Below are 24,817 nucleotides of genomic sequence, written 5' to 3'. Positions count from 1 at the left end.
CCCGCTCTGCAGGACAGTAGCCGCGATCCGCGCGTGTGTCGAGCACGTCTCGCCGTTTATCGCGCAGCAGGTCTCAAAACTCTGCGCGAAAACGTGCACACTTGGCTGCTAGAGTTCGGTAAGCGCCCAGAGAGGTCACCCCATGTCGCGTCGCGAGGACATCGCCGTCCTGCTGCAGGAGCGCGGCTTCCACAGTGTGAATGCACTGGCGGAGGCCTTTCAGGTGGACACGTCCACCATCCGCCGGGACCTCGACCGGCTCGAGGAAGACGGCATCGTCCAGCGCACGCACGGCGGCGCAGTGCCCGTGCACATGAACGAGTCGCCTGCGCGAAACGCGCACGGCGTGCACATGCCCGAGAAGCAGGCCATCGGGGCCGCCATGGCGGAGCGCGTGCTCGAGGGTCAGACAGTCCTGCTCGACGGCGGGACGACGACGCTCGAGGTCGCCCGGCACCTGGACCACTCCCGGCTGACCGTCGTCACGCACGACCTGCGGATCGGGCTCGAGGTCGCCAAGCGGCCCATGATCAACCTCGTCTTCATCGGCGGAGAGCTGCTCCCCAACGGCTTCGCCATGTGGGGACCGACGTCGATCCAGCAGCTCGACACCTTGCGGGTCCATGTGGCGATCTTCGGGGCCGGCACCGTGATGGAGGACGGCATCTACGCGACCTCGAGCTACGAGATCGAGCTCAAGCGCAAGATGCGTTCGATCGCGAGCGAAGCCTTCTTCGTCGCCGACAGCTCGAAGTTCGGCCACGAGGCGCTGTTCAAGGTGTTCGGCTTCGAGGACTTCACTGCGGGCATCACGGACCAGACGCTCGACCCGATCCGCGCCGCACGTTTCCCGGTCCCGGTGATCCGGGTCCCGGTCGCGCCCCCGGCCTCGTCGAACCACTCGCCCGGGCGGGCCGGCAAGACCCCGACGCGGAGCGTCGAACCCCGCGGCCAGAGCTGAGACACCACCTCGGAGAGCGCGGCGATGATCAGGGGGGCCGCCTTCAGCTCGGCGAGTGCGACTGGTCGCAGTGCCGGCCGTCGCAGAGGTGTCGACCAGATCAGTCCCGGCGCCGAGCCGCGCCGAGCTCCTGGATCGTGGCGTGGGTCGCGGCCCAGCTCGACAACAGGTGGATGGCGTCCTCGTCGGGTGAGCCCGCCGGGGCAGTGAAGGCGATCAGGGTCAGCCCGGGCTGGGCGGGCAGCTCCATGGCCTCGTAGTCGAGGTGCAGGTCGCCGACGACGGGGTGGTGGAAGTGCTTGACGCCGGCCTGGTGCAGGCGCACGTCGTGCGCGGCCCACCGGGTCCGGAACGCGGGGCTGCGGGTGGAGAGCTCCCCCACCAGGTCGGTCAGCGCCCGGTCGTAGGGGTCGCGGCCGGCTTCCGTGCGCAGCTGGGCCACGGCGTCGTCGGCCGCGCGTTCCCAGTCGATCCAGAAGTCGTGGGCGCGGTCGTCGAGGAACGTGAAGCGGCCATGGTTGGCGGGCGCGCCTGGCGGGTGGGCCGGCGTGGCGTACACCGGGGCGAACAGCGCTCGTCCCAGGGCGTTGCCGGCCACGGCATCGAGGCGGCCGTTGTTCACGATCGCCGGAACGGTCTCGCCGATGAGGTCGAGCAGTCGCTGCACGGTCGGTCGGACCTGGAGTGCCGCGGGAGGGCGCCGGGTGCGGGACGCCGGGCCGGCGGCGCGCGCCAGGTCAGTCAGGTGTGCGCGTTCGGCGTCGTCCAGCTGCAGCGCGCGGCCCAGAGCCTCCAGGACGGCGTCGGACACCCCGCTGAGGTTGCCGCGTTCGAGCTGCGCGTAGTACTCGACGCTGACCCCGGCCAGGTCGGCCACCTCGCTGCGCTTGAGCCCGGGCACGCGCCGGTTGGCGCTGTACGCGATCAGGCCGGCGGCCTGCGGGGTGAGCCGGGCCCGGCGGGTGCTCAGGAAGTTCTTGACCTCGTCACGGTTGTCCACCCGGCCACGGTAGGTCGCCGTAGCCGGTTCTGGGATGGGCTGCTGGTACACCGCCCAGCAGTGACTTCTCCGCCGCGGACGATCGCGGTTGCATGGCCGGTGCCGCGTCGTGCGGCGCGCACCAGGCCATCGAAGGAGTACGAGCATGAGCGAGCAGACGTCGGCCACGAAGGTCTTCCTGATCACCGGGGCCGGTCGCGGGCTGGGCGTGCACCTCGCCCAGGCAGCCCTGGCCGCCGGGCACGCGGTCGTCGCCACCGGGCGTGACACCCACAAGGTGGAGCAGGCGATCGGGGCGCACCCCGACCTGCTCGCCGTCGCGCTGGACATCACCGACCCCGCCGCGGCCGAGGCGGCCGCCGCGGCAGCGGTCGACCGGTTCGGGTGCATCGACGTGCTGGTGAACAACGCCGGGAACTTCTACGCCGGCTACTTCGAGAACATCAGCGACGCGCAGTTCCGCGCGCAGATGGAGACGAACTTCTTCGGTCCGCTGAACGTCACTCGCGCGGTCCTGCCGGTCATGCGCCGCCAGCGCGCCGGCCAGGTCATCACCGTGACCTCGACCGCGGGCCTGATCGGGCAGGAGTTCTGCGCCGCGTACGCGGCCTCGAAGTTCGCCCTCGAGGGGTGGATGGAGTCCCTGCGGTTCGACCTGGCCCCCTACGGCATCTCGACCATGGCCGTCGAGCCGGGCTTCTTCCGCACCGACCTGCTCGTCGAGGGCGCATCCACCCTCTGGCCCGAGCTGCAGATCGAGGACTACACCGAGCGCACCGCGTCGACGATCGAGGCATGGAAGGCCATGAACGGGCAGCAGGGCGGCGACCCCGCACGGCTCGCCCGTGCGCTGGTCAGCCTGTCCGACTCCGGCGACCTGCCGCTGCGGTTCGTCGCCGGCGCCGACGCCGTGGCCGGCGTCGAGGAGAACCTGACCACCATCAAGGCGCAGATCGACGCGCACCGGGACCTCTCGGCATCCCTGTCCTACGACTCCTGACGGTGCGGCGCGTGCTCGACATCCTCACCGGGCACGCGCCGTCGGCGACGGCGACGGCTCGGAACGTCAGCGCTTCCCCGGTACTCAAGGCGAGTCGCACAGAGACACGCAACTGCGTCACTTCGTCGTCGCTGCCCTTCGACGTCGCGATGACGCGGTGTCGCCCGCCTCGTCTTCGGACACGAGGGGCCTTCCTGGTGTACCGGGGCGAGGCGGGCCCGCCGCCAAGCCCGCCCAGGGTCCGGCGGGCGGCAGGGCAAGCTCGGTGTTGACGATGTTGACGATGTCGCACACGGTGAAGAACGTCGCGTCCGCTGCCCTGTACGCGCTGACGCCCGATTCAACGGCAGCGATCATCGCGTACGCCTTCGTGGCGACTGCAGCGACCCACTGAGCGCGACACGGGACGTAAGACCTTCGCCCGTTTGCCACAGCCATATGCACCGCTTTGTCCGGCTATGCGACCTACGGTCATGAAGGTTGCCGTTCGGCACCACAGCACTACGAAGGAGCATCGTGAACAAGCTCAAGCTCGTCCGGATTGGCGGATTCGTCGGTTCGGCTGCACTCACCGCTGGCCTACTCGCCGCCGCCGTCTCAGGGACGGGTGCGTACTTCACCGACAGCGAAGCCGGTGCCCTGACCGGCACGATGGGGACCATCGCCATCACCGCGACCAACCCCACGATCGCGTTCACGAACATGCTCCCCGGTGAGGCATCGACCCACACGGTCGGCTTCACGAACACCGGCCTGAACAACCAGGACGTCTGGGTCGTCTTCCCCCAGGCCGCTCTCGGCGACTTCAACCACCTGACCGACACCGGTCTGGTCAACGACCGCGGAACGTACGCCGAGGTCCACGTCACCGCGTCCGGCACCGCCGTCTTCGACTCCGCGAACCTGAACGACGACGCCACGAGCTGCCCGGTCGGTGCGGGCACACCGGCGTGCAACCCGCTGCCCAGCAAGATCCTGCTGGCATCGAACCTGGCACCGGGCGCGGGCGGCGACGTGTCGTTCTCCTGGACCCCGGCCGCGAAGTACTCCAACGCCCACCAGGGTCAGCCCGAGCTCAACCTGCCGTACACGCTCGTCGCGACCCAGCACGGCATCGCCCCGTGACCTGACCCACCCAAGCGTCCACGGCCAAGGGCGCGCATCCCTTGGCCGTGAGGCGCCGTCCGGGAGGCACCTGGCATGTCCGTCGCAACCCGCATCACCGCCGTCCTGGTCGCGCTGCTCATCGGGGCGACCGCGGCCGGAGGAGTCCTGTTCCACGAGGGCTACCGGCTGTTCGCCATCACGTCCGGGTCGATGGTCCCCGCGTTCGAGGTCGGCGACCTCGCCGTCACGCAACCTCCGGGTGGCGTCTACGCGCTCGGGGACGTCATCACCTTCCACTCCGGCACCGGGAAGCTCACCACGCACCGGATCAGCAAGATCGACGACGGTGCCATCCAGACCCGGGGCGACGCGAACGTCACCCCGGACGTGTCCCTGCAGGACGCCGGCAACGTCGTCGGCCGCGTCATCCGGGTGATCCCCCATGCGGGGTTCGTGCTCGTCTTCTTCCGCCAGCCGACCGGGGTGCTCGCCCTGATGGCGGCCCTGGTGAACCTCGTCCTGCTGTGGGAACTGTTCTTCGCTACCGCTCACGACTCCGTCACGGCCCCAACCCTGCGCTTGCCTCGAACTGTCACCTACGGTCTGCGTTGAGACCGCGGGCGGGTCTGCCGCCATCGGCCTCCCATCGGGTTGCGGCGTGCTGATCTTGCCCGGACGTCTGCACCGTCCCGGAGCACCTGGCACAGGCCCCGCAAGGCCTCGCCGGCTTGTACAGGGAGCTGGATGCCACCTCGAGGCCCTCGACGAAGCAGACGCTCAAGAACTACTTCGCCTTCTGCCGGCTCAGAACTTGGCGTGCGTCGAGGTCCACCTGCAGAGCAACAACCTGCTCGCCTACCTGAAGGTCCACCCGGACACGGTGGAACTCCTGCCCGGCTTCAGCCGCGACGTGCGCAGCACCGGCCACTTCGGCACCGGCGAGCTTGAGCTTCGCCTCAGCGACCGCGAGTCCCTCGCCAGGGCACTGCCACTCGTGCAACGCAGCCACTAAGGCAGCCGACCGTTCCCAAACGTCGCCTGGGTCAGCCAGACCGACCCTCCGCCCACACCCGCGTAGCCTGTCCCTGGCGGCTGTGGACCTGCCGGGTTGTCCCTAGCGTTCTCCCTAGGGTTTTCCCGACCAATCTCCTAACGCCCCGGGCCTCTAGCTCAGTCGGTAGAGCAGCGGACTTTTAATCCGCGGGTCGTGGGTTCGAGCCCCACGGGGCCCACCCTTCTCGCTCGGCGTGACGACCCTCAGCCGTTGTCGCCCATCTGCCGCTCGCCCTCCTTGAGCGCCCGGAACCGCAGCGCCGACCAGACGTCGTCGACCGAGACCTGGGTGATCGGCCGCAGGCCGTGCGGGACGAGCAGCGGCCAGAGGCTGTCGCGGTTGATGTCGGCGCGGTTGCCCTTGGGGTAGAGCACCCACAGCACCGGAACGGCGGCGAGCCTGTCACCGTGCGCGACGAGCAGGGCGTCCACGGCGGCGCGGCTCTCGGCCCGCAGCACAGCGACCCCCGCCGACGAGATCGCGTCGACCCGCGTCACCCCCGCGGGGAGCGTCCCGACGAGATCAAGAGTGGCCGTGTCCGACACCCACAAGGCCGCGCCGGGCTTGAGAAGGAGCTTGGTCGCGATCGGCTTGGACTACCCGGGCGCGCGGGGCGCGGTCGTGGGCTCGCTCACCGCTTCCCGCCGCCGAGGAGGCCGCCCAGGATCCCGTCGAGGAGGCCGCCTGTCGCGCCACCGCCGCCGAGGCTGCCGAGGATCCCCCCGAGCACGTCCCCGAGGCCGCCGGACGGCGCTGCGGCTGCGTCGGTCGGTCCGGCCGTGGCCGTGCCGCCCCCCTGCGCCCGCGACGTGAGCTGCTTGGCGAGGTACGCGAGCACGATCGGCGCGATCATCGGCAGGACCTTGCTGATGATCGACGGGCTGGCGCCCGAGCCGGTCGAGCCGAGCTGGTGCATCACGGCCGGCGTGTTGTCCCCGAAGACGTTCCGCACGATCTTCTCCCCGTCGGCCACGTCGACCTGGTCGAGGTCGACCCCGCCGTCGACCAGGGACGTGTCCTTCGACCCGAGCGCGCTCGCGAGGGACGCCGCCCCCGCGGGGTCCTGGGCGTTCGCGTGCAGGCCGCCGACGAGCGCGGGCAGCGCCGCCGTCACGGCCTGCCGGGCTGTGGCCTCGTCGACGCCGAGCTTGGCGGCGAGCTGGTCGAGCGGGACCTGGGCGAGGAGCTCGTCGATCGACGTCATGGTGCCCTCCGGGGTGTGCCGTTACGGCAGCACGGACGCGGCGCCCGTGCTCGCTGTCGGCACCACCCTAGGGACGAAGGCCACCGGCGGCGAGGGGTCGGCCGCGCACCCTGCGCCTAGACGCGCCGGTTCGCGTACAGGTCACGCAGCAGGGCGATCTCAGCGCCGTGGTGCAGCGTCTCGCGGTTGATGTGCAGCACGAGTGCCGCGAAGGGCTCCTCGGCGTACGGTCCTTCTGCCGGGCCGCAGGGCCGGGCGAGCCCGTCGTACCCGAGGCCTTTCACCCCGGCCAGCCAGGCGGCGTAGCCGTCGTCGAGCTGCCGCAGCGCAGCGGTGGCCGTGCGTGCGAGCTCGAAGGTCAGCGGGTCGACGGGAGGGCCGCCGAAGTGGCTCGCGACCCGCGCGCCGAAGACCTGGACGACGAGGTGCGCGAGCCGCCACGCGATCGTCGTCACGGGCACGGGGCTCGGCTCGGGGTAGGCGAGCTCGAGGACGAGGTCACCACCGCCGATCGACACGGGGGTCCGGCTGTGGCCCCGGGGGCGAAGGCTCCAGCAGTTGGCGACCGGCTCCCAGAGGTACTCCTCGTCGGTGATCCCCTCGAGGCGTGGTCGGAGCTGCTCCCGCCAGTGCCAGTCCAGCTGCTCCGTCAGCTGATGCGTCCAGTCGATGCCCATGGACCGAGCGTCCCAGGATGCCGTCAGGGCCGCATGAGGTAGTCGTCGGTCGTCGGCTCGGGCAGCGCGGGCTCGCCGGTGCACCGCTTGTAGTAGGCCCAGGGGAACCACAGCGAGCCGATCTGCTCCCAGCCGGCGTCCTCGAGCTCGCGCCGGTCGGCACCGACGACGTGCACGCGTCGGTGCTCCCACTGCAGCTCGGACTTCTCGATGATGTGGAACAGCGCGCCGAAACCGATGCTGTGCCAGCCGTAGCGCCCCGCGCGGTCGAGGACCCGCATCTCGTTGAACGCACTGAGCGGCGCGAGACGCAGGGTGTTGCCGCCGGTGCGCGGCAGCGCGGAGGCCTCGCCGCCGTACCGCTGCTGGGCGGCCTGCCGCGTCATGTCGAGCACGTGGCCGATGGCTTCCCAGGTGCAGCCGGCCGAGCGCGCGGAGGAGATGGCCGCCCGCAGGAGGGCGTCCGTCTCCGACCGCGCAGCGAGAGCGAGGCTGACGAGCTCGAGGTGGGCCTCGGGGTCGGCGCCGAGCCGTTCGCTGAGGTCGGGACGGGCGGCCGTGAGGGCCTCCGACAGCAGCTGGCGGAGGTCGGGGTGGGGCGACGTGAGGTCCATGTGTCAACCTTGGCTTGACACGTCTCCCGTGTCAACCCCTGCTTGACGTCGTGCGTCCTGGGCCCCCGCGGGGGCCCGCACCGTTCAGGGTGCGCTGATCGTCCTGGTGTGCGACGTTCACTGCCGACACCAATGATCGATCGACACCGGAGCTGATCCCCATGGGCTTTTTCGCGTTCCTCCTGCTCGGCCTCATCGCGGGGGTCATCGCCAAGGCGCTGCTCCCCGGTCGCAACGGCGCGGGCTGGCTCCTGACGCTCGTCCTGGGCGTCCTGGGTGCCGTGCTCGGCGGTTGGCTCGGCGGCGTTCTGCTCGGGGTCGGGCTCGGCGACTTCTTCGAGATCCGCACGTGGCTGCTCGCGATCGCGGGCGCCGTCATCGTGTTCCTGATCTACGGCGCGGCGACCGGCGGCCGGCGCCGCCGCCGCTGAGGTTCAGTCGCGACGAACGTCGCGCGTCACGTCGGCCGGGGGCTCTCCCTCGGCCGACGTTGCCGTCTCTGGGGTCGCGGGCTCCGACGGTGCGGCATCAGGCGACGCCGCATCGGGTGTCTCGGCCGGTGAGGGGGTCGCAGCCGCCTCGACCGTCGTCGTGGACGACACCGGCGGACCCACGACCGTCACCGGCCCGCCCGGTCCGCCACCCCACGTGTCCCACTCCCGGGCGGCGTGCTCACGCTCGGCGATCGCCTCGGCTCCCGGGCCTCCGAAGGCCCGCGAGCGCTCGATCGCGTCGATGCTCCCGGTGAACAGCCGCGAGTCCTGCGCGCCGAGCTCGAGGCGCTGGGTGTCCCCCGGTCGGGGAACGTCGAGCTGGACGGCCGCCCGGGCGCTGCGGCGTGTCACGTGCTCCCCGGTGCCCAGCGGCGGCGTCATCGGGAGCTCGTCGGGCCGGCGCGAGGTCACGGTCGGCGCGGCTGCCGCGACGGGGGCCGCCGTCTCGACCGTCTCGAGCCGGGTGCGCGGCAGCGCGTCGGGGGCGGTCCGTTGCACCCACGCCACGAGCCCCTCGCGCACGTAGCAGCGCAGGTCGAACAGCGTGGGGGCATCGGGCGCGCTCGCGAGGGCCCGGACGCGGACCAGCCCGCCGGTCGCCTCGGTCACCTGCAGGATGCCGACGCGGTGGTCCCAGAGGTCCGTCACCGCGAGCAGCCGGACGAGCTCGGCACGCATCGCGTCGATCGGCACGGCCCAGTCGAGGTCGAGCTCGACGGTCCCGAGCAGGTCCGAGGCCCGCCGGGTCCAGTTCTCGAACGGCGTCGTCGTGAAGTGCGTGGACGGCAGGATCAGCCGTCGGTCGTCCCACACGTGCACGACGACGTAGGTGAGCGTGAGCTCCTCGATGCGCCCCCACTGGTTGTCGACGACGACGACGTCGTCCACGCGGATGGCGTCCGTGAACGCGAGCTGGAGCCCCGCGAACACGTTCGCGAGCGAGCTCTGCGCCGCGAGGCCCGCGACGATCGAGATGAGCCCGGCCGAGGCGATCAACCCTGCGCCGAACGCGCGCGCAGCCGGGAACGTGAGCAGCGCCGCGGCGATCGCACCGAGGACGAGGATGACGACCGTGAGCCGGCGCAGCACGACGATCTGCGTACGGACGCGTCGGGCGTGCCGGTTGTCGGGGACGTCGATCCGGAACCGCAGGAACGCCGCGTCCTCCGCGACGAACGCGAGCGTCCCGATGAGCCAGGCGGTCGTCACGATGAGCAGGATCAGCAGCACGTGCTCGACGTCGACGACCCATTCCGAGGACTTCGTCGCCTGGCGCAGCCCGAGCCACACGCCGATCACGATGAGCACCGAGCGCAGCGGACGGCGTGAGCGCCGGGCCAGGTCAGCGGCGACCGGGGAGCCGCGTCCGACGGCGCGGGTGATCGCACCGATGACCGCCGCGACGATGAAGGCGGCGACGACTCCGGCGACGATCGCCGGGAGGATCCAGATCACGGTGCGCCTCACTCGATGACGGGTTCATCCCCGGACGTCCGTTCAGGGTAGACACACGGTCGGTGCCGAGTGCCCGATCCGCTCGAAATGCGCGGTGTGCCACCGTCGCTTAGCGTCATTTGTCTCAAGCGCGAAGGTCGCGCTGCTCAGTCACCGGAGGTATCCCATGATCGGGAGCATCATCTCGGCGATCGTCGTCGGCATCATCATCGGTCTCCTGGGTCGGCTCGTCGCCCCCGGCAAGCAGAACATCTCGTTGCTCGTCACGATGATCGTCGGCATCATCGCGGCATTCCTCGGAACGCTCATCGCCAACGGCCTCGGCGTCGGCGACACGAACGGCATCGACTGGATCGAGCTCATCATCCAGGTGGCCCTGGCCGCGGTCGGTGTGACGATCGCCGCCCGGACCCTGGGCGGCCGCCGCACGGTCTGACCCGCACGGTCTGACCCGCACGCGACAGCGCCCACCCCGCCGGAATCCCGGCGCCGGGTGGGCGCTGTCGTCTCTCCCACCCGACCGAACATGCTCAACCCGAACGGTGACCCGCCGAGACTGCGCAGATGGCTGCTCTGGTCGACCCGACAGCAGCCATCCGCGCAGTCTCGGCGGGTTGTTGCGGGGTCGGGTGCGGCGGGACGGGAGCGTGGGTCGTCAGGTGCGGGCTGTTGCGATCAGCAGCATCGTCACCAGGAAACCTGTGACCAGGTTGAGCCAGAGGAACCGGCGCCAGCCCCGGTTGGCCCGCTCGCAGTCCTCGTCGCGCACCGACCAGAAGGCGGCGGCGTTGGCCGCGTACGGCAGCGGCAGCAGCGCGGCGAGCCACCCCGGCCACGGCACCGCGAGGAGGACCGCCGCGGCGAGCACGTAGGCGACGGTCGAGGCGACGACCGTCGCGTGCGCGCCGAGCACCGTCGCGACCGACGCGATCCCACCCTCGCGGTCGGCACGGACGTCCTGCACGGCACCGAAAGCGTGCGAGCCCATCCCCCACGCCGTGAACGCGACCAGGACCGGCCACACGGTGCGCGCGCCGAGGTCCGCACCGACCAGCACGAGCGCGTACAGCGCGGGCCCGACGAAGTGCATCGCCGAGGTCGCCGAGTCGAGCACCGGTCGCTCCTTGAACCGCAGGACCGGGGCGGAGTACGCGACCACGAGGAACAGCACGCCGAGCAGCGTGAGGTTCGCCGCGACCGCTCCGCCGGACCCTACTGTGACGAGCCAGGCCACGAACGGGAGTGTCGTGACCGCGCAGGCCACGAGGATCCGTCGGTGCGCCGCGGCGGCCTCGGCCGGCGCCACCAGGCCGCCCTCGATCCCCCCCTTGCGCGGGTTGCGGAGGTCCGACGCGTAGTCGAACACGTCGTTGACCCCGTACATGAGCAGGTTGTACGGACCGAGGAAGAACAACGTCCCGACGACGAGCGTCGCGTCGACCCGCCCGCCGGCGGCCATGAGGTAGGCGGCCGCGAACGGGAAGGCGGTGTTGATCCAGGAGAACGGGCGCGACGCCGCGAGCACCTGCCTCACGCGGGCGGACCCTCGACGCCGTGCGGCTTCTCGACGTCCGACGGGCCGGTCGGGGCGGAGCGACGCCGACTCCCACGCCCGAGCACGGTCCACAGCACGGGCATCGCGATCCCGGCGGCGATCGCGTAGGCGAAGTCCTCGAGCGGGGCTCCCCACAGGTAGATGCCGACGATCTTGTCCGGGTCGAAGACGTACAGCCCGGCGCCGATCATCAGCGTGTCGAAGATCAGCGTGAGCATGCCCAGGTGGGCGATCGTGCCGATGACCGGCCATCCGCGCAGGCGCCGGAGCACCGGTACCGAGACCGCGAGCAGAACGACCAGGACGGCGATGTTCAGCGTGAGGTTCGTCACCGGACCCCGTCCCCGCTGACGGAGTCTCTGCCGGCCATGGCCCGCATCCGCGCGGTCTGGTCGAACCACCGCCACGCGAGCAGCGCGACGTAGCAGAGCAGCGTGAGGAAGAAGACCTCCTCGATGGGCAGCTCGGGGGCGATGAGCAGCCCCGTCATGTGCGGGCTGTCCCCACGCGCGAAGATCCCCAGCCCCAGCCCCGCGAGGTCCCACGCGAGGAACCCGACGACACCGATCCCCACGCTCGCGGCCGCCCGGCGCCCGTCGGACCAGAACGCGAGGCGGAACCTGCGGTCGAGCAGGGCGAGCCCGCCGAGCGAGAAGGCGAGGGCTCCGAGGTACGCGAACCCCGTCACGTCCGGCGCCCGACGACCCGACCCCACACCCCGTCCGCGCGCGCCGACGCGAGGAACCCCGGGCGCAACGGTGTCGGCAGCGGGTGCGCGGACGTCTCGCCGAGCATCCGCTTCACGACGAGCTCGGCGCTGATCGCGCACATCGGCAGGCCCACACCGGGGATCGTGCCACCTCCGACGTGCAGGAGGTTGGGGACGCGCGCCGACGCGTCGCCGGGCCGGAACATCGCGCTCTGCCGCAGCGTGTGCTCCATCCCGAGGGCGCTGCCGCGCCAGGCCGAGAAGTCCCGGGCGAAGTCCGCCGGACCGACGACCCGCCGCGTCACGACCCGGTCGCGCAGGCCGGGGATGCCCGCCCAGCGGCCGATCTGGTCGAGGTAGCGGTCCGCGTGCGCCTCGAGCGCCGCGCGCGAGTACGCGCCGGTCTCGTCGGCGCCGAGCCGCGCGTCGGCGGGGAACGGGACGAGGACGAACAGGTTCTCGTGACCGGGCGGCGCGGTGCCGGGCTCGGTCGCGGAGGTCCGGGAGACGTAGAGCGACCCGGCGTCCGGCACGCGCAGGTCGTCGGGGTCGGAGCTCGGCGACTCAGGGCCACCGGGACCCAGGATGTCCTCGAAGTTGCCCTCCCAGTCCCGCGTGAAGAACAGCGAGTGGTGGGGCAGCTCGGGCAGCTCGCCGCGCACGCCGGCCATGATGAGCAGCGACGAGATGCCGGGACCGCGGTCCTCCCACCACGACGCGGGCAGCGACCGGTGCTCGGCGCCGAGCAGCACGGTCTCGGTGTGGTGCCGGTCGGCCGCGGACACGACGACGTCGGCCTCGACGACCTCGCCCGACGCGAGCCGCACGCCGCGCGCGACCCCGGTGCGACGGGGGTGCCGCCAGGACCGGGGGGTCGGCTCGACCTCGATCGCGGCGACGTCGGCGCCCGTGCGGATCTCGACGCCGTTCGCGCGCGCGATCCGCTCGAGCGCCTCGATGAGCGTGTACATGCCACCGCGCGGGTACCGGACGCCGTCGCCGAGGTCGAGGTGGCTCATGAGCGAGTACAGCGCCGGGACCCGGTACGGCGACGACCCGAGGAACACCGCGTGGTAGCCGAGCACCTGGCGCAGCACCGGATGCTTCACGGTGTTGGCGACGTGCGCGGCGAGCGTCTGCGTCAGCAGCCCGACGAGCGTCCCGGAGCGCCGCACGACGTCGGCCGAGACCACCCGGTCCAGCCGCGCGAACGTCGTGTACAGGAAGTGGTCGAGCGCGGTGCGGTAGGCGTCGCCCGAGGCCGCGACGTAGGCACGCATGGCCTCGCCCGCGCCGGGCTGGAGCGCGTCGAACGTGCGCCAGTTGGTCTCGGCGTCGGCCACCACGTCGAGGGTCTGCGCGGTGCGGCCGGCGACGGGCTCGGGGAAGACGCGGTACGCGGGGTCGAGCCGGACGAGGTCGAGATGGTCCTCGACGCGCTCGCCGAGCAGGGCGAAGAGGTGCTCGAACACCTCGGGCATGAAGTACCAGGACGGCCCCGTGTCGAACCGGAAACCGTCGAACGAGACGGTTCCGGTACGCCCGCCGACGGCGTCGTGCCGCTCGAGCAGCGTCACCAGGGCACCGCCGCGAGCGAGGAGCGCTGCCGTCGCGAGCCCGCCGATCCCGCCGCCCACGACGACGACGCGCCCGGCCCGACCGCCCGGCCGCACCGAACGGTCCCCGCTCACGAGCGCCCCCGCGACTGCCGCGCGACGGCGCCGGCCACGACGGCGAGCTTGCGCGGCGTCCCGACCCGCGCGCGCCGCGTGAGCACCTCGTCCGGCGGGGTCGAGGCGATCTGGTGGAGCAGCCGCTCGTAGAGCGCCGACGTCGCGTCCACCGCATAGCGCGCCCGCCGGGGCAGGTCGGGGAGCGTGCTGCGCGCGGTCTCGAGGTCCGCGGCGATCTCGCCGACGATCGCGTCGAGCTGCGCCTGCGTCAGCGACCCGGGCGCGACGCCCGGGAAGTAGCTGCGCCCGAGCCCGCCCGCGTCGGTGCCCAGGTCGCGCAGGAAGTTGATCTTCTGGAAGGCGGCCCCGAGCGCCTGCGCACCCGCGCGCAGCCGCTCGTCGCCCCGACGCACGGGCTCCCCCGGCAGGCGGTCCGCGTTGAGGAAGACCGCGAGGCACATGAGGCCGACGACCTCCGCCGAGCCGTGCACGTACGCCTCGTAGCTCGCGCGGTCGTGCACCCGCACCGTGAGGTCCGTGCGCATCGACGCGAAGAACGGGTCGAGCTCGTCGTGGCCGATACCGGTCCAGTGCGCGGTCGCCGCGAACGCGTGCACGACGAGGTTGGTCGAGTACCCGCTCTCGAGCGCCCGGGCCGTCTGCGCCTCGAGCTCGTCGAGGAGGGCTCGGGCGTCGGGCCCGCGGTACGTGTCGACGATCTCGTCGGCGATCCGCACGAGCGCGTAGACGGCCTCGATGTCGGCGCGCGGGCGAGCGCCGAGCAGGCGCGAGCCCAGCCCGAAGGACGTCGAGTAGCCCGCGAGGACGGCGCGACCCGCCCGGGCCGCGGTCAGGTCGTAGAGGCGTCTGGCCCGGTCATCGGGGTCTGTCGGGGGGTGTCCCATCAGTGGTTCCGCTCTCCGAGCTCGTCGACGAAGGTGCTGAGGTAGTCCGCGAGCGGTGGCGGCAGGTGCTCCGTCGCCGTCTGGCGCGCCGACCGCGCGGCCCCCGCAGCGAGCGAGCGCACGCGGTCCCGCGCCCCGCACCGCAGCATGACGCGCCGGACCTCGTCCGCGCCGTCGTGGTCCAGATCGGGGTCACCGACGTGCCGGGCGAGGACCGCGCGGCCCTCGTCGTCCGCGAGCAGGTACGTCAGGCGCAGCAGCTCGGTGCGCTTGCCGGCCCGCAGGTCGGAGAGGACCGACTTGCCGGTCGCCGCGGGTGCCCCGAACACGCCGAGCTCGTCGTCGACGAGCTGGAACGCGACGCCGATCGAGCTGCCGAACCGGTCGAGGTGCACCGAGGCGGACGCCGGTGCGTGCGCGAGCAGCGCGCCGACCTGCAGCGGGCCGCAGAACGAGTACATCGCCGTCTTGAGCTCCGCGACGAGCAGCGGGTCGACGGCGAACGGGGACAGCAGCTCGCCCTCGACGTCGAGGAGCTCGCCCGCGACGGTCGTCGCGACCGTCCGGGCGAGCGCCCGCACCGCCTCGACGACGATCGCCGGGCTTGCGGACGACGAGGCCAGCAGCTCGAACGCGGCCGACAGCGCCAGGTCACCGCCCAGCAGGCCGGCCCCGAGCAGCTGGTGCTCCGCCGCGGCGCCGACGACGCCGTCCGCCGCGAGCCGTGCGCGGTAGGTGCCGGTGATGTTGGGGGCGCCGCGCCGGATCTCGTCGGCGTCGAGCACGTCGTCGTGCACGAGCATCGCGGTGTGCAGCAGCTCCTGGGCGGCTGCGACCGACGCGACGGCACTCACGTCGGTCCCGCCGAACCCTAGGTACGACGCGACGGTCAGGCGGGGTCGCACGAGCTTGCCCCCGACCTGGTCCGCGACGGCCTCCCAGAGCACGGCGTAGGCCGGGGCCACGGCCAGCGCCTGCGCGCGGCGCTCGCTCAGGAACCGCCGCAGCGTCCGGTTCGTCTCGACCATCGCGGCGTCGACGTCGGCGCGCAGCCCGGCCGTCTCGGGTGGACGCGGCGCGGTGTCAGAGCCTCCGCGCCGTCGGGCACCCAGCGTCCCGCTGTTCTCCCGCACCTGAACCCTCCTCGGCCTCCGAGTTGCTCAGCATACTGAGCAATTTCGTGTCCGCCACCCGATCACGCTCACGTCGCCGCCCCAATCGGTATGGTTCGCAGCATGACATGGCTGGTCACCGGCGGAGCTGGATACATCGGATCGCACGTCGTCCAGGCGTTCGGCGCCGTCGGGCTCGGATGTGTCGTCCTCGACGACCTGTCGAGCGGGCACGCCGAGTTCGTCCCCGAGGACGTGCCGCTCGTGCGCGGGTCGATCCTCGACACCGACCTCGTCGCGGACACGATCGTCCGCCACGGCGTCGTCGGCGTCGTGCACCTCGCGGGCTTCAAGTACGCGGGCGTCTCCGTCCAGCGACCGCTGCACACCTACGAGCAGAACGTCACCGGCACCGCGCACCTGCTCGAGGCCATGAGCTCGCAGGGCGTCGACGCGATGGTCTTCTCGTCGAGCGCCGCGGTCTACGGCACGCCCGACACGAGCCTCGTGACCGAGCAGACCCCGACCACTCCCGAGTCGCCCTACGGCGAGTCCAAGCTCATCGGCGAGTGGCTCCTGCGCGACCAGGCCGTCGCCGCAGGGCTGCGCCACACCTCGCTGCGGTACTTCAACGTCGTCGGCTCCGCGACCCCCGACCTGTACGACACGAGCCCGCACAACCTCTTCCCGCTGGTGCTCGACGCGATCGCCGAGGGCCGCACCCCGCGCATCAACGGCACCGACTACCCGACGCCGGACGGCACGTGCGTGCGGGACTACGTGCACGTCGCCGACCTCGCCGTGTCGCACGTCGCCGCCGCCCGGGCGCTGGCCGAGGGCCGGCCCCTCGAGCGCGTCTACAACCTCGGCAGCGGCGACGGCGTCTCGGTCCGCGAGATCATGACGGCGGTCGCGCAGGTCACGGGCGTCGACTTCGAGCCGCAGACCGCCCCCCGCCGGGCCGGCGACCCCGCGCGCATCGTCGCGTCGGGCGAGCTCGCCGCGCGCGACCTCGACTGGCAGATGCGCCACTCGCTGACCGACATGGTCGCGAGCGCGTGGGAGGCCCGCAGCTCGCACTGACGCCGCGACACCCGGGCTCCGCACGCCAGGGGCGCGCGCGGCCGGGGCGCATCGCGACGCCGTCGCGTGCATGGCCCTCAGCGGCCCAACGCGCGCAGCTCGGGCAACCGGTCCACGACGCGTTCGAGCACGGCCTGCGAACCCGCATAGACCCCGTCGGCACGCGGCCAGTGGACGATCACGTCCGTGAACCCGAGCTGCACCGCCCGCTCGACCCCCTCGACGAACACCTCGACCGACTCGAGCGAGAAGACCGGTGCGCCGTCGAGGCTCAGGTAGCGCCGCACGGGCGGCACACGCTCGGACGTGAGTGCGCGGTGCGCGGCGAGCGCATGGTCGAAGCTGTGCACGAGCTCCGCCAGGCCGGCCCACCAGCGCTCCTGCGCCTGGGCCGGCGTGCCCACCGGGGCGCCCTCCTCGAGGAACGTCGGGCCGTAGGTGGCCCAACCCTGGCCGTGCTGCGCGGCGAGCGCCATCGCGCGTGGCCCGTTGGCGGCGATGACGAACGGGACGCGCGGCCGCGCGATCGGCCCGGGCAGCATGCGGGCCCCGTGGGCCTCGTAGAACTCGCCCGCGTGCTCGGTCACGGGCTGCGTCAGCAGCTGGTCCAGCAGCCCGACGAACTCGGCGAACCGCCGCGTGCGCTCCCCGCGGCTGGCGGCCGGCCCGAGAACCGTCGAGTCGGCCCCCTCGCCCCCGCCGCCGAGACCGAGCAGGAACCGGCCGCCGCTCACGTCGTCGAGCCCCATGACGTCCTTGGCGAACGGCACGGGGTGGCGGAAGTTCGGCGACGCGACCCACGTGCCGAGACCGATCCGCTCCGTCACCGCGGCAGCCGCGGCGAGCAGCGGCACCGTGGCGAACCACGGCTCGTCGACGAGCGTGCGCCACGACAGGTGGTCGTAGGTCCAGGCGTGGTCGAACCCGTACGCCTCGGCGCGCTGCCACTTCTCGCGCGCGACCGCCCACCTGTCCTGCGGCAGGAGCACGATCCCGATCCGTACCGGTTCACCCATGGCGCGTCCTCTCAGGCCCAGCCGAGCTCGTGCAGTCGATCGTCGTCGATCCCGAAGTGGTGCGCGATCTCATGGACGACCGTGATGGCGACCTCGTCGACCACCTCGTCGCGGTCCTCGCACATCGACAGCGTCGGGTTGCGGAAGATCGTGATCCTGTCGGGGAGCGCACCGGTCGCCCAGAACTCGCCGCGCTCGGTCAGCGGGAAGCCCTCGTAGACGCCGAGGAGGTCGGGCTCGCCCTCCGGAGGGTCGTCCTCGACCAGCACGACGACGTTGTCCATCTGTGCGGCCAGCTCGGCCGGGATCTCGTCGAGGGCATCCCGGACGGCATCCTCGAAGTCCTCGCGCGACATGTCGACCACGCGTCCATCATGGCCCTGCGGGTCCCGACTTTGGAGTTCGGGCCGACAGACCGTATGCTCGACTCCGGTCTGAAGACGCCTCGACGTCGGGGGCGGTCGAGCCCCCATCGTCTAGCGGCCCAGGACCCCGCCCTTTCACGGCGGTAGCACGGGTTCGAATCCCGTTGGGGGTACGAGCAGTACGCAGTACGTCAGGTACCTTGTCTCACCACAAGGCCCCGTAGCGCAGCTGGTTAGCGCGCCGCCCTGTCACGGCGGAGGTCGCGGGTTCAAGTCCCGTCGGGGTCGCTCGAAACGCCCGGTCATCTGGCCGGGCGTTGTCGGTTCGGCCACTTAGCTCAGTTGGTAGAGCGTTCGACTGAAAATCGAAAGGTCGGCAGTTCGACCCTGCCAGTGGCCACATCAGAAGCCCCGCCCGGAGGAACTCGGCGCGGGGCTTCGTCGTTCGCGTCTCGGTTCGGGGGTCGCCCCGGTTCCGCCACAGGGACGGGACCGGGGCCCACCCGACGCTCAGTCCTTGAACGCGTCCTTGATGTCCTCCTGGACCTTCTTCGCGTCGGCCTTCGCCTGGTCGAGCTTGCCCTCAGCCTCGAGGCGCTCGTTGTCCGTCAGGTCGCCGACCGCTTCCTTGGCGGTGCCCTTGGCGTGCTCCGCGGCGTTGGCGATCTTGTCGTCGAGTCCCATGGTGCTTCCTCCTCGTGGTCGGATCAGGTCATTCGACGCTAACCCGACATCCGCGACCGCGCGCGTCGGGAGCGGCTCCCCCGATCCCACGAGGTGAGCAAGATCGTCCCGTTGTGGCATGTCATCCCCGGTCCCGCGCACGGCGCACCTACGCTGGCAGGAGCGACACCGCGCGCTCTGCGCGCGCCATCGGATCCGACGGAGGACCACCCGTGAACCAGACGCCCGATGCCGAGCGCCCGCGCGGCTCACGCTTCTTCGACCGCTTCACCGAGCCGTTCACGGACATCGCCCGCGACAAGATCACGCAGGTCGAGGACAAGGTCCGGTCGTCGATCAAGTCCGAGGTCGACGCGGTCGGCCGGTCGGTCAAGGCCCGCGCCGTCGAGATCCGCCCGAGCGCGCTGGCGTTCGGCGCCGCGGCGCTCCTGACGTTCTTCGGGATCGCCCTGCTCCTCACGGCGGCCGTCGTCGGCCTGGCCCACGCGGTCAGCCTGTGGCTCTCCGCGCTCATCGTCGGACTCGTGCTGATCCTCGGCGGTGCGGCGTTCGCGGCGCTGGGTCGCAGCCGCCTCCCGGCTCCCGTCCGCGGCACGCCGCCGGCACCGCACCCGGCCCCCGACGCCGACGAGCTCGTCCACCCCTGGGCCGACTGACCCCTCGCGGACCGATGTCGAACGCCGACTGACCTCGCAGGTCGGCGCCTTGTCCGACAGACTGTGGACGCACGGCACGCACAGCAGAGTCCGGACGAGAGGTGAGGGCACATGGTCACCGGGACGCACGACCCGTCGACGAACGACCACCAGTCGATCGGTGAGCTCATCGGCCGACTGAGCGAGCAGGGCGCACGGCTCGTCCATGCCGAGATCGAGCTCGCCAAGGCGGAGATGGCGGCGCGCGCCCAGGCGGCGGGCATCGGGGCCGGCCTGTTCGTCGCCGCGGGCCTGTTCGGGTTCTTCGCGTTCGCGACCCTCATCGCCACGGCGATCATGGGACTGTCGAACGCGGTCGCTCCGTGGCTCGCGGGCCTCATCGTGTCGCTCGTGCTGCTGGCCCTGACCGCCGCTCTGGCGCTCGTCGGACGCAACCGGTTGAAGGCTGGCGCCACGAAGCCCGAGCGCACCGTCGCGAACGTCAAGAAGGACGTCGACGCGGTCAAGGAAGGTCTGAGCTGATGGCCACCGAACCGAAGATCGCCGCGCTCGAGGCCGAGCTCGCCGCGACCCGCGCGCAGCTCGCGGAGACCGTCGAGGAGCTGTCCACGCGGCTCGACCCGCGGTACCAGGCCGGTCAGGCCGCCGAGAAGGGCCGACGGCTCGTGCGGGACGCGATCGGGACCGACCCGGGCGCCGACCCGTCCGCGAAGACGCGTGCGCGCGTGGTGCTCGGCGCGGGCGTGGCGGCCCTGGGGATCGTCGTCAGCGCGATCGCGCGCCGGCGCTGACCGATCACGCCTCGACCGTAGGACTCCTGCGCGGCGTCGGGATGCGAGGCCGCGGTCGTGCCGCCCACGCGGACCAGAGGTGCTGGGCGGCATAGCCTCGCCACGGTCGCCATGAGTCGGCCCGGTCACGCGCGTCCGGGATAGTGACGGCCTGGCCCGAGCCCCCGGGGAGCTGCGCCATCGCGTACCGCAGGACGAGGTCCCCGGCGGGGAACACGTCGGGGTGGCCGAGCGCGCGCAGCACGACGTAGTCGGCGGTCCAGGGTCCGATGCCGGGCAGGGCGAGCATCGCGGCACGGACGGCCGACGGGTCCGACCCGTGGTCCAGCGCAAGGCCGTCGGCCACGGCGCGGGCCACGACCCCGACGGTCGAGGCGCGGCCCCGGTTGAGGCCGAACGCACGCAGCGCCTCCAGGGGTACCGCCGCGAGCTGGTACGCCGTCGGGAACAGGTGCAGCCCCTCGGGACCGGGTTCACCCAGCGCTGCCACGATCCGGCCCACGACGGTCGTCGCCGCAGCCGTCGACACCTGCTGGCCGACGACGGCGCGCACCGCGATCTCGAACGGGTCGACCGTGCCCGGGATGCGCAGGCCCGGACGCGCGGACACCAGGTCGCCCAGCAGGGGGTCGGCGCCGAGGGCCGCTGAGACCTCGGTCGGGTCCGTGTCCAGGTCGAGCCATCGGCGCAGTCGCTCGACGACCCACGCCTGGTCCGACGTGTCCGGCCAGGACGCGAGGTCGAGGTCGGCAGTGACGGCTGAGCCGTCGGGAGCGAGGTGCACGTGCGCGACGGCGGTACCGCTCGGCGCGCTCAGCAGACGCGTGACCGAGTGGCGGTGCGGGGAGAGCTGAGGCTGCGCCTGCGACGGACTCGACGACGGGGTCGATCCGGAGACGCACGGGGCGGCTTGCGCCCAGGTCACTCGTTCGAGACCGGGAACTGCACGGTCAGCGACGTGTCGGAACCACGACGTCGCGTCGAACGGTGGCGTGTGGAGCAGCTCCAGGGTGACCCGGGTCCAGGGGCCGGACCCTGTCGAACTGATCACATTCGTCGAGGCTAGGACTCGCGCTGGCTCGGGATCCCGTTGAGCAGGTCGCGAACCTCGGCCTCACGGTAACGGCGGTGCCCGCCGAGCGTGCGGATCGAGGAGAGCTTGCCGGCCTTGGCCCACCGGGTGACCGTCTTGGGGTCCACGCGGAACAGTGTGGCGACCTCAGACGGTGTGAGGAGCGTTTCAGACTCCGCGGTGTGTCCGGACATGTAGTGCCTCCCAGGGCTAGGGTTCGGCGGCCGCGGCTACGACAACCGAGTCTGTCGAGTTCAGAGGAACGCGACACACGCGCGAACCCGAGAGACCGTGAGCGAGCACGAGGTGCCCGACGCAACCCGACCCCCCTGCAGTACGCCCTCATATCATGACGTATCACCGAGCATGCCGCATATCGGCACACGATTTGGTTACGCTTTCTCACCAACACCTCGTCGGGCGTGGTGTGGAACGTTACACATCAGCGTAATCCCTACCAACCGGTCAGCCAAGCCCGACCGGACGTGACCCATACCACGCTTCGATCGCCCTCGCGGCCCGGCAACGGAGCGTCGGCCGGAGGCCCACGGGCGGGCGTGGGTCGCGAGTGGTCGGAATACCTGCGGAGCATGTACCGTTGCCCCACGAAGAGACGATTCCAGCACCCCGGGGCCGCACGTGTACGCACGGAGCCGCCCCGCTTCCACGTAAGAGGGGGTCGATGCCATGGGGCGCGGCCGTCAGAAGGCTAAGCAGACCAAGGTAGCCAGGGAGCTGAAGTACTTCAGCCCCGACACGAACTACCGAGCTCTCGAGCAAGAGCTCACGTCGCATGGCCGCAACGATGTCGTGACCGACAGCCGCCGCGCTGTCGACACGGAAGACCCGGAACGGCCTCGCGACAGCGGGCCGTGGCGCGACGACAGCTGATCTCGGCCGGCGGTCACCGGCACCACCTCAGGTGGTCCGGTACCGCCCCGAGAGGCGCACAGCGCCTCCGTGCACACCCTTCGTCCCCGTGACCAGCTCGCTGTCCGTGGCCACGTCCCGAACCGGGTCGAGGTCACGCGCGCTCCCGAGCACCCAGGCCGGCAGGCCCAGCTCTGCGGAGTGGGCCAGGACGCCGTCGACCGCCTCGGGCGCGACGATCGCGACCATGCCCACCCCCAGGTTCAGGGTGTTCTCGAGGTCCGACCACGGGACCGAGCCGAGCGCCTGCACCAGCCCGAACACCGGCGGCAGCAGCCAGCTCGCACGGTCGACCTCCGCCACCAGTCCAGCCGGCAGGACGCGCGCGACGTTCGCCGCCAACCCGCCGCCGGTCACGTGGCTGAACGCGTGCACGCCACCCGACGCTCGCTCGACCAGAGCGAGGCAGTCCGACGCGTAGACGCGCGTCGGCGTCAGCAGCTCCTCGCCCAGCGTGCGACCGAGCTCCGGGACGTGCCGTTCGAGCCCCCACCCGGCGACCTCGACGACCTTGCGCACGAGCGAGTACCCGTTGGAGTGCAGCCCGCTCGAGCCGAGCGCGACCAGCACGTCACCCGCGCGCACGCGGTCCGGGCCGAGCAGCTCGTCGGCCTCGACGATGCCCGTCGCCGCACCGGCCACGTCGTAGTCGTCGGGCCCCAGCAGCCCCGGGTGCTCGGCCGTCTCGCCGCCGACGAGCGCGGTCCCCGCGACCTGGCAGGCCGCCGCGATGCCGCGCACGATCCCCGCGATCCGCTCGGGGACGACGCGACCGCACGCGATGTAGTCCGTCATGAACAGCGGCCGCGCACCGACCACGACGATGTCGTCGACGACCATGCCGACGAGGTCGAAGCCGATCGTGTCGTGGATGTCGAGGGCCTGGGCGATCGCGACCTTGGTGCCCACGCCGTCCGTCGAGGTGGCGAGCAGCGGTCGGCGGTAGCGCAGCAGCACCGACGCGTCGTACAGGCCGGCGAAGCCGCCGACCCCGCCGAGGACCTGGGGTCCGTGCGTCGCACGCACGGCGTCCTTCATCAGCTCGACGGCCTTGTCGCCCGCGTGGGTGTCGACACCGGCGCCGGCGTACGTCACGGGGGCGGTCGGGCCCCGACCCACCGACGCGCTCACGGGTGGTCCAGCGCGCCGGCGCCGCCGACGCCGCTCACGAGCGTCGCGAGACCGTCCTCGGGGCTGCCCAGCGGCAGCTCGCTCTGCTCGAGCAGGAACTTGCCGAGCCGGTGGGCCGGTGGCAGCTCGATCGGGTAGCGACCCGTGAAGCAGGCCGCGCAGAGCTGCGACGCGGGCTGCTCGGTCGCCGCGATCATGCCCTCGGTCGAGATGTAGCCGAGCGAGTCGGCCTGCAGCGACGCGGCGATCTCGTCGACCCCCAGCCCGTTCGCGATGAGCTCGGCGCGCGACGCGAAGTCGATCCCGTAGAAGCACGGCCACTTGACCGGCGGTGAGCTGATCCGGACGTGCACCTCGGCCGCACCGGCCTCCCGCAGCATCCGGATGAGCGCGCGCTGGGTGTTGCCACGCACGATCGAGTCGTCGACGACGACGAGCCGCTTGCCGCGGATGACCTCGCGCAGCGGGTTGAGCTTGAGCCGGATGCCGAGCTGGCGCAGGGTCTGCGACGGCTGGATGAACGTGCGCCCGACGTAGGCGTTCTTGGTCAGGCCCTGACCGAACGGGATGCCCGACTCCGCCGCGTACCCGACGGCGGCCGGCGTGCCCGACTCGGGGACCGGGATGACCAGGTCGGCGTCGACGGGGTGCTCCTGCGCGAGCCGGCGACCCATCGCCACCCGGGCGGCGTGCACCGAACGGCCCGCGATCGACGTGTCGGGACGCGCGAGGTAGACGTACTCGAACACGCAGCCGGCACGCTCGACCGGCGCGAACCGGGTGCTGCGCAGACCGTCCGCGTCGATCGCGATGAGCTCGCCCGGCTCGACCTCCCGCACGAACGACGCGCCCACGATGTCGAGCGCGGGGGTCTCGCTCGCGACGACCCAGCCGCGCTCGAGGCGGCCCAGGACGAGCGGGCGGACGCCGTGCGGGTCCCGCGCGGCGTACAGCGTGTGCTCGTCCATGAAGACGAGGCAGAACGCGCCGCGCAGCCGCGGCAGGACCTCGAGCGCGGTGGCCTCGAGGGTGTGGTCCGGGTCGCCCGCGAGCAGCGCGGTGACGAGGGCCGTGTCGGTCGTGTTGCCCCGGGCGAGCTCGCCGCGGCGCAACGGCCCGTACCGCTCGGCGACGAGCTCGACGAGCTCCGCCGAGTTCGTCAGGTTGCCGTTGTGACCGAGCGCGATGGTGCCGCCCGCGGTCGCGCCGAGGGTGGGCTGCGCGTTCTCCCACGTGCTCGCGCCCGTCGTCGAGTAGCGCGTGTGGCCGATCGCGATGTGCCCCGTCAGGGCGTTCAGCGACGTCTCGTCGAACACCTGCGACACGAGGCCCATGTCCTTGTAGACACGGAGCTGCTCGCCGTTCGAGGTGGCGATGCCGGCCGACTCCTGGCCGCGGTGCTGCAGCGCGTACAGACCGAAGTAGGTGAGCTTGGAGACCTCTTCGCCTGGCGCCCAGACCCCGAAGACGCCGCATGCGTCTTGGGGACCCTTCTCGCCTGGCAGGAGGTCGTGGGTCAGAAGTCCGTCTCCGCGAAGGGCCACGTGACCATGGTCGCACACGCCCTCC

General features: G+C 71.9%; 31 protein-coding genes and 4 tRNA genes. 16 read left to right on the top strand and 19 right to left on the bottom strand.

Annotation, left to right across the window (positions count from 1 at the left end; genetic code table 11):
• Positions 1-142 precede the first annotated feature (142 nt).
• On the top strand, positions 143-961 hold the full coding sequence (locus DDP54_RS09425) for a DeoR/GlpR family DNA-binding transcription regulator (protein ID WP_109131517.1): 819 nt from the start codon (positions 143-145) through the stop codon (positions 959-961).
• 100 nt (positions 962-1,061) lie between these two features.
• Here DDP54_RS09425 and DDP54_RS09420 read toward each other — a convergent pair whose 3' ends face one another.
• The gene (locus tag DDP54_RS09420) at positions 1,062-1,961 is read right to left on the bottom strand and encodes a helix-turn-helix transcriptional regulator (protein WP_109131516.1); all 900 of its coding nucleotides are present in this window, start codon (positions 1,959-1,961) and stop codon (positions 1,062-1,064) included.
• Between the two features lie 145 nt (positions 1,962-2,106).
• Between DDP54_RS09420 and DDP54_RS09415 the strand changes: the two genes are divergently transcribed.
• The 5 genes from DDP54_RS09415 (at position 2,107) to DDP54_RS09395 (ending at position 5,300) form a co-directional block, all read left to right on the top strand.
• Complete coding sequence (locus DDP54_RS09415; protein ID WP_109131515.1) at positions 2,107-2,961, top strand: SDR family oxidoreductase; 855 nt, start codon at positions 2,107-2,109, stop codon at positions 2,959-2,961.
• A 516-nt stretch (positions 2,962-3,477) separates the two neighbouring features.
• On the top strand, positions 3,478-4,086 hold the full coding sequence (locus DDP54_RS09410; RefSeq protein WP_109131514.1) for a hypothetical protein: 609 nt from the start codon (positions 3,478-3,480) through the stop codon (positions 4,084-4,086).
• A 75-nt stretch (positions 4,087-4,161) separates the two neighbouring features.
• Positions 4,162-4,680, top strand: a complete 519-nt coding sequence (locus tag DDP54_RS09405) for a signal peptidase I (RefSeq protein WP_109131513.1) — start codon at positions 4,162-4,164, stop codon at positions 4,678-4,680.
• A 199-nt stretch (positions 4,681-4,879) separates the two neighbouring features.
• Positions 4,880-5,080 (top strand): hypothetical protein, encoded by a 201-nt coding sequence (locus DDP54_RS09400; protein ID WP_109131512.1) that lies wholly within the window; start codon positions 4,880-4,882, stop codon positions 5,078-5,080.
• 147 nt (positions 5,081-5,227) lie between these two features.
• Positions 5,228-5,300: transfer RNA gene (locus tag DDP54_RS09395), tRNA-Lys, on the top strand.
• Between the two features lie 25 nt (positions 5,301-5,325).
• Here the strand turns inward: DDP54_RS09395 and DDP54_RS09390 are convergent.
• The 4 genes from DDP54_RS09390 to DDP54_RS09375 form a co-directional block, all read right to left on the bottom strand.
• Positions 5,326-5,667, bottom strand: coding sequence for a hypothetical protein (locus DDP54_RS09390; protein WP_197711358.1), 342 nt, complete (start codon positions 5,665-5,667; stop codon positions 5,326-5,328).
• Between the two features lie 86 nt (positions 5,668-5,753).
• Positions 5,754-6,326, bottom strand: coding sequence for a DUF937 domain-containing protein (locus tag DDP54_RS09385; RefSeq protein WP_109131510.1), 573 nt, complete (start codon positions 6,324-6,326; stop codon positions 5,754-5,756).
• 116 nt (positions 6,327-6,442) lie between these two features.
• A complete protein-coding gene (locus tag DDP54_RS09380; RefSeq protein ID WP_197711357.1) occupies positions 6,443-7,003 on the bottom strand; it encodes a DinB family protein in 561 nt (186 codons plus the stop codon).
• A gap of 23 nt (positions 7,004-7,026) precedes the next feature.
• Positions 7,027-7,617, bottom strand: coding sequence for a hypothetical protein (locus DDP54_RS09375; protein WP_109131509.1), 591 nt, complete (start codon positions 7,615-7,617; stop codon positions 7,027-7,029).
• Between the two features lie 161 nt (positions 7,618-7,778).
• Here DDP54_RS09375 and DDP54_RS09370 point away from each other — a divergent pair, with 161 nt between their 5' ends.
• A complete protein-coding gene (locus tag DDP54_RS09370; RefSeq protein ID WP_109131508.1) occupies positions 7,779-8,048 on the top strand; it encodes a GlsB/YeaQ/YmgE family stress response membrane protein in 270 nt (89 codons plus the stop codon).
• 3 nt (positions 8,049-8,051) lie between these two features.
• On the opposite strand, the gene DDP54_RS09365 is transcribed toward DDP54_RS09370, so the two are convergent.
• Positions 8,052-9,566 carry a mechanosensitive ion channel domain-containing protein gene (locus tag DDP54_RS09365; protein WP_242448315.1) on the bottom strand — a complete coding sequence of 505 codons (1,515 nt, stop codon included), beginning with the start codon at positions 9,564-9,566 and terminating at the stop codon, positions 8,052-8,054.
• Between the two features lie 166 nt (positions 9,567-9,732).
• Here DDP54_RS09365 and DDP54_RS09360 point away from each other — a divergent pair, with 166 nt between their 5' ends.
• The gene (locus DDP54_RS09360) at positions 9,733-10,002 is read left to right on the top strand and encodes a GlsB/YeaQ/YmgE family stress response membrane protein (protein ID WP_109131506.1); all 270 of its coding nucleotides are present in this window, start codon (positions 9,733-9,735) and stop codon (positions 10,000-10,002) included.
• Positions 10,003-10,221: 219 nt separating this feature from the next.
• Here DDP54_RS09360 and DDP54_RS09355 read toward each other — a convergent pair whose 3' ends face one another.
• Genes DDP54_RS09355 through DDP54_RS09330 form a run of 6 tightly spaced genes read right to left on the bottom strand, consistent with a single transcriptional unit; the run spans position 10,222 to position 15,541 of the window.
• The gene (locus DDP54_RS09355; protein WP_109131505.1) at positions 10,222-11,100 is read right to left on the bottom strand and encodes a prenyltransferase; all 879 of its coding nucleotides are present in this window, start codon (positions 11,098-11,100) and stop codon (positions 10,222-10,224) included.
• On the bottom strand, positions 11,097-11,453 hold the full coding sequence (locus tag DDP54_RS09350) for a lycopene cyclase domain-containing protein (RefSeq protein WP_109131504.1): 357 nt from the start codon (positions 11,451-11,453) through the stop codon (positions 11,097-11,099). The genes DDP54_RS09355 and DDP54_RS09350 overlap by 4 nt, the downstream gene beginning before the upstream one ends.
• Positions 11,450-11,809, bottom strand: coding sequence for a lycopene cyclase domain-containing protein (locus tag DDP54_RS09345; RefSeq protein ID WP_109132480.1), 360 nt, complete (start codon positions 11,807-11,809; stop codon positions 11,450-11,452). Before DDP54_RS09345 ends, DDP54_RS09350 begins: the two co-directional genes overlap by 4 nt.
• A complete protein-coding gene (gene crtI / locus DDP54_RS09340; protein WP_242448314.1) occupies positions 11,806-13,521 on the bottom strand; it encodes a phytoene desaturase family protein in 1,716 nt (571 codons plus the stop codon). The genes DDP54_RS09345 and crtI overlap by 4 nt, the downstream gene beginning before the upstream one ends.
• A complete protein-coding gene (locus DDP54_RS09335; RefSeq protein ID WP_109131503.1) occupies positions 13,518-14,408 on the bottom strand; it encodes a squalene/phytoene synthase family protein in 891 nt (296 codons plus the stop codon). The genes crtI and DDP54_RS09335 overlap by 4 nt, the downstream gene beginning before the upstream one ends.
• Positions 14,408-15,541 carry a polyprenyl synthetase family protein gene (locus DDP54_RS09330; protein ID WP_109131502.1) on the bottom strand — a complete coding sequence of 378 codons (1,134 nt, stop codon included), beginning with the start codon at positions 15,539-15,541 and terminating at the stop codon, positions 14,408-14,410. The genes DDP54_RS09335 and DDP54_RS09330 overlap by 1 nt, the downstream gene beginning before the upstream one ends.
• Before the next feature lie 102 nt (positions 15,542-15,643).
• Between DDP54_RS09330 and galE the strand changes: the two genes are divergently transcribed.
• Complete coding sequence (galE, locus tag DDP54_RS09325) at positions 15,644-16,603, top strand: UDP-glucose 4-epimerase GalE (protein WP_109131501.1); 960 nt, start codon at positions 15,644-15,646, stop codon at positions 16,601-16,603.
• A gap of 77 nt (positions 16,604-16,680) precedes the next feature.
• On the opposite strand, the gene DDP54_RS09320 is transcribed toward galE, so the two are convergent.
• Both DDP54_RS09320 and DDP54_RS09315 read right to left on the bottom strand, forming a co-directional pair.
• Complete coding sequence (locus tag DDP54_RS09320) at positions 16,681-17,619, bottom strand: LLM class flavin-dependent oxidoreductase (protein ID WP_109131500.1); 939 nt, start codon at positions 17,617-17,619, stop codon at positions 16,681-16,683.
• Positions 17,620-17,630: 11 nt separating this feature from the next.
• Positions 17,631-17,975 (bottom strand): metallopeptidase family protein, encoded by a 345-nt coding sequence (locus DDP54_RS09315; protein WP_109132478.1) that lies wholly within the window; start codon positions 17,973-17,975, stop codon positions 17,631-17,633.
• A gap of 109 nt (positions 17,976-18,084) precedes the next feature.
• Between DDP54_RS09315 and DDP54_RS09310 the strand changes: the two genes are divergently transcribed.
• The 3 genes from DDP54_RS09310 (at position 18,085) to DDP54_RS09300 (ending at position 18,384) form a co-directional block, all read left to right on the top strand.
• Positions 18,085-18,157 (top strand) — tRNA-Glu (locus DDP54_RS09310).
• 41 nt (positions 18,158-18,198) lie between these two features.
• Positions 18,199-18,272, top strand: a tRNA-Asp gene (locus DDP54_RS09305).
• Positions 18,273-18,311: 39 nt separating this feature from the next.
• Positions 18,312-18,384 (top strand) — tRNA-Phe (locus DDP54_RS09300).
• A 110-nt stretch (positions 18,385-18,494) separates the two neighbouring features.
• Here DDP54_RS09300 and DDP54_RS09295 read toward each other — a convergent pair.
• Positions 18,495-18,668, bottom strand: coding sequence for a CsbD family protein (locus DDP54_RS09295; RefSeq protein ID WP_109131499.1), 174 nt, complete (start codon positions 18,666-18,668; stop codon positions 18,495-18,497).
• A gap of 212 nt (positions 18,669-18,880) precedes the next feature.
• On the opposite strand from DDP54_RS09295, the gene DDP54_RS09290 reads away from it, so the two are divergent.
• The 3 genes from DDP54_RS09290 to DDP54_RS09280 all read left to right on the top strand — a co-directional run bounded on the left by DDP54_RS09290 (position 18,881) and on the right by DDP54_RS09280 (position 20,115).
• Positions 18,881-19,324, top strand: coding sequence for a phage holin family protein (locus DDP54_RS09290; RefSeq protein WP_109131498.1), 444 nt, complete (start codon positions 18,881-18,883; stop codon positions 19,322-19,324).
• Positions 19,325-19,435: 111 nt separating this feature from the next.
• Positions 19,436-19,846, top strand: coding sequence for a phage holin family protein (locus DDP54_RS09285; protein WP_109131497.1), 411 nt, complete (start codon positions 19,436-19,438; stop codon positions 19,844-19,846).
• Positions 19,846-20,115: a DUF3618 domain-containing protein gene (locus tag DDP54_RS09280; protein ID WP_109131496.1), complete on the top strand. Its 270-nt coding sequence runs from the start codon at positions 19,846-19,848 to the stop codon at positions 20,113-20,115. Before DDP54_RS09285 ends, DDP54_RS09280 begins: the two co-directional genes overlap by 1 nt.
• Positions 20,116-20,119: 4 nt before the next feature.
• On the opposite strand, the gene DDP54_RS09275 is transcribed toward DDP54_RS09280, so the two are convergent.
• Together DDP54_RS09275 and DDP54_RS09270 are read right to left on the bottom strand one after the other, a co-directional pair.
• On the bottom strand, positions 20,120-21,166 hold the full coding sequence (locus tag DDP54_RS09275; RefSeq protein WP_109131495.1) for a DNA-3-methyladenine glycosylase 2: 1,047 nt from the start codon (positions 21,164-21,166) through the stop codon (positions 20,120-20,122).
• A gap of 11 nt (positions 21,167-21,177) precedes the next feature.
• Positions 21,178-21,381, bottom strand: a complete 204-nt coding sequence (locus DDP54_RS09270) for a BldC family transcriptional regulator (protein WP_109131494.1) — start codon at positions 21,379-21,381, stop codon at positions 21,178-21,180.
• Positions 21,382-21,874: 493 nt separating this feature from the next.
• Here DDP54_RS09270 and DDP54_RS09265 point away from each other — a divergent pair, with 493 nt between their 5' ends.
• Complete coding sequence (locus tag DDP54_RS09265) at positions 21,875-22,078, top strand: DUF3073 domain-containing protein (RefSeq protein WP_109131493.1); 204 nt, start codon at positions 21,875-21,877, stop codon at positions 22,076-22,078.
• 27 nt (positions 22,079-22,105) lie between these two features.
• Here the strand turns inward: DDP54_RS09265 and purM are convergent, their stop codons facing one another.
• A complete protein-coding gene (purM, locus tag DDP54_RS09260; protein ID WP_242448313.1) occupies positions 22,106-23,248 on the bottom strand; it encodes a phosphoribosylformylglycinamidine cyclo-ligase in 1,143 nt (380 codons plus the stop codon).
• A complete protein-coding gene (gene purF, locus DDP54_RS09255) occupies positions 23,245-24,792 on the bottom strand; it encodes an amidophosphoribosyltransferase (protein ID WP_109131492.1) in 1,548 nt (515 codons plus the stop codon). Before purF ends, purM begins: the two co-directional genes overlap by 4 nt.
• Between the last annotated feature and the right edge of the window lie 25 nt (positions 24,793-24,817).

The sequence above is a fragment of the Cellulomonas sp. WB94 genome (genome assembly GCF_003115775.1).
Taxonomy (GTDB): Bacteria; Actinomycetota; Actinomycetes; order Actinomycetales; family Cellulomonadaceae; genus Cellulomonas_A.
The sequence above is the reverse complement of the archived record's forward strand: the minus strand, read 5'-3'. Positions and strand labels throughout refer to the sequence as shown.